This window comes from Bartonella sp. MU70NMGDW (genome assembly GCF_042194085.1).
GTDB lineage: Bacteria > Pseudomonadota > Alphaproteobacteria > Rhizobiales > Rhizobiaceae > Bartonella > Bartonella grahamii.
Window position 1 is genome coordinate 1 of sequence record NZ_JBHIMK010000144.1, and the last position, 3,266, is coordinate 3,266.

Genomic DNA, 3,266 nt, shown 5'->3' on the forward strand with positions numbered 1-3,266 from the left:
TTTAATTATCCCGCTTAATTTGGCCTGGCTTTATACTGATAAAAAGTTAATAAAAGACGAGGAGGTTTGAAAGTGAAGATACAGTTGAACAGGGCCTTGCCTGTGACTTACATAAAGACACAGGAAAAAATAGTGTGTGGGTCATCTTATATGGATTTAGTCGAAATTAATAGTTGTCCATCGTTTTTAGTAGAGATGCTTATCGATTTGAATACACCAAATGATTGTGTTGTTACAAGATCTGATGGAGTATAAAATTATATCTACTGTTTGGGAACAGGATAGATACGATAGACATCGATTGTTTTTGGATATGGCAGGAATGGATCATGATCTTGCTGTGCGGTCTTTACAGCAGGCTAAAATTGGGATAATTGGTGCAGGTGGTATTGGTTCTAACGTAGCAACTCTTTTGGCTGCTGCGGGTATTGGTTATTTAAGGATAACCGATGGCGATCGAATTGAATTATCAAATTTAACAAGGACCACCGCTTTTGTTGAAGCACAGATAGGTCTGCGAAAAGCAGATGCTTTAAAAGCGCGCATTTTTGAACACAACAGTACTTGTCAAGTTGTAACTTTGCCACGTTTACTTGAGGTCGAGGCATTAGATGAATTCTGTTCTTTTTTAATGGGAGTCGACCTTGTTTTATTGTCTGCTGATCCACCGAATGCATTTGAGTTAATGGCTGAGATTCAGAAAAAGATTTCGACTCCGGTTATTAATGCAGGATATTTAGGGCGTTTGGGAGCCATAGGCCCAATGTTTTTTCCAGATTCCGATTTTGGTTTTGATGTGCTCGCTAAAAATACGGATATAGAATGTAGCGAGTTAAGATATAATATAAATAAAAACTATCAGGCTCCTTCTTACGGACCGCTAAATTATCTTGTTTCCTCTATTTGTGCTCATGAAGTAATTAAATACGTATGTGCTGACTCCCGTTTTCTTCATAATAAAAGATTGTTTATTAATCCTGATAATTATGAAGTATCGGTATACGATTACATAAGTGATGAAATTTTACTAGAACATAGTAATGTTTCTCCATCTCAAGATAAGTTACATGATTTTGATATTGTTGCAGAGCATTATGTGACTTCACGAGAAGTTGATAGCTTAAATAAAATTTTACTCGATGATATAGTTAATAACCTTTTGATAGAAGGATGCTATAGAGCATCCCTAGATATTGGATGTGGAATCGGAACATATTCAAGAATTTTAGAACGTTGTTCGGATATGGTCGTTGGGATAGATACCAATCAAAAGATGTTAGATAGGGCACGAGAATTAGGGGAAGCCATTGAGTATTTAGAAATTGATATTAATAAATATAAGACCGATATGTTATTTGATTGTATCGTTTTGTCGCTTGTACTAGATCATATTTGTGAATATCAAAAATGTATAGAGAAGGTAGCAACGCTGGCGCAACTAGGTGCAAAGATTTTGTGTATCCTCCCTAATCCAGTTAAAGATTCTTGTGTTTCTGGTATTGATAAAGAAATTATCTTAAAAAAATATTTTTACGAGGGTAAGCAAATTAAAACACGTCTTAATAAAAATGGCAGTATGATATCTCATCTTACGTCTTATAAGCGAACATTATCAAGTTATATTAATGCTTTTTTAGAATATGGTTTTGTTCTAAAGAAAATTGTAGAGCCACAACACCCAGATCCGTTGCAAGCTAGTCATCATGTTCCTTATTTCACAGTTTTGGAGTTTCGGTATGGTTAGGGATTTGCTTTTTTTACAGGAAGACAAGCGAAAATCATTTTCATTTAATAAAGATGTTTGTGAAGTATTTGATGATATGGTGGTGCGGAGTGTTCCTGGCTATGAAAATATTCAAGAAATTATATTGCTGCTTTATACGAAATTTTCAAAAAATAATATATTTATAGATATCGGATGCTCTACTGGAACTACGATACATAAAATATTGAATGAGGGACTTGTGGAGCATTGTTATGGAGTTGATTTATCGCTTGATATGCTTGAGAAAGCGAAAAATAAATGCGCTTCTAATTTAAGCAAAATAACTTTTAGGAGTCATAATTTTTTATCAGATGGTAAATGGCGCTGTATAGAAAATTTAAGGCCGGATTTCATAATACTGAATTTAGTTTTGCAGTTTATTAGACCTGTAGACAGAGAAAAATTTCTCAGAAATATTAAAAGCTCATGTGAGCCTAAGACAACACTGGTTGTTTTCGAAAAAATTGTTTTTCCTAATACACTTATAAATGATATATATATTGACGCTTATTTGCAGTGGAAAGAAAACAATGGATATTCCAAGATTGAAATTGACAATAAAAGAATAGCTTTGGAAAATAAATTAATACCAAATTTTGATAATGAAAATATAGACCTGTTTAGAAATGCTGGTTTTAAGAATATAGAGTGCTGCTTTTCTTTTTTAAACTTTAAAGGGTATCTATGTTATTAATTATAGGAGACATTTTTAATGACAGATTATATCTGAGGGCACGAGATACTAAGATATATCACTTGCAGCCGGCATCTTTGTTACAAAAAAATATTTTTGAATCCCTTACATTTAATAAAAACGTATTATTGCATTCTTTGAATGCTTTAGGTGGTTTTTATGGAATTGAAGACAATATTGAAACAATATGTATCAATCATGAAGATGCATTGGGTGATCGGATAAATCGTATTTTTTCTAGCGTAAAATGTATTTTTTCGCAGAAGAATAACCATTGGTTTGGTTTGTTTTACGGTCTGGACAAAAAGTTTTTAGTACTCATTTATGACTACCTTAGGACCTATTCCGTGCACCAGCTTGATGGATTATATCTGCTTTTTGAAGGTGTGAACGTTACAACTGATAATGAACTTGTGCAGCATGTCTATAAATTTTTTGACTTCATACGTCTTGCTTTGGCTCCTAACCTTCTTGAGGGCGTGGATGCTAGTGAGTGGAGATTTAAAGTTATGGATACGATATTATATCTAATTGTGTTTTCATCGCATTATCCAGAAAATCATGCTAGGCATTTGCCTCTAAAAGATGCGATCGCATTTCTAATTCAGCCAAACTTTACTTTTCGTAAGTTTGCAAATAGGCAAACAAATTTGATAGCTCCTACAGCTCGGAAGCGGATACGTCAAGCTTATGCGGAATCTGGGATTTACTATAATATTCCGTTAGCAGAATCACTAGATCATAAGTCAAAGTATGTGAAAGCAACTGATACAAAAAAGATTTTACGATGGTGGAAGATCGACGATG

At 33.8% G+C, this 3,266-nt stretch carries 3 protein-coding genes; all 3 read left to right on the top strand.

Annotated elements, in window-relative coordinates; all coding sequences use genetic code 11:
- Nucleotides 1-244 precede the first annotated feature (244 nt).
- Nucleotides 245-1,744 (top strand): ThiF family adenylyltransferase, encoded by a 1,500-nt coding sequence (locus tag ACFIKE_RS08840; protein ID WP_375649378.1) that lies wholly within the window; start codon nt 245-247, stop codon nt 1,742-1,744.
- Complete coding sequence (locus tag ACFIKE_RS08845; RefSeq protein ID WP_375616363.1) at nt 1,737-2,459, top strand: methyltransferase domain-containing protein; 723 nt, start codon at nt 1,737-1,739, stop codon at nt 2,457-2,459. The genes ACFIKE_RS08840 and ACFIKE_RS08845 overlap by 8 nt, the downstream gene beginning before the upstream one ends.
- Nucleotides 2,450-3,266: hypothetical protein (locus ACFIKE_RS08850; RefSeq protein ID WP_375649382.1), on the top strand; the 817-nt coding region annotated here is incomplete at its 3' end. The genes ACFIKE_RS08845 and ACFIKE_RS08850, both read left to right, overlap by 10 nt.

Excerpts from the sequence above, each read along its gene's own strand:
- ACFIKE_RS08845 (WP_375616363.1), top strand. The coding sequence starts at position 1,737 with ATGGTTAGGGATTTGCTTTTTTTACAGGAAGACAAGCGAAAATCATTT.
- ACFIKE_RS08840 (WP_375649378.1), top strand. The coding sequence starts at position 245 with ATGGAGTATAAAATTATATCTACTGTTTGGGAACAGGATAGATACGAT.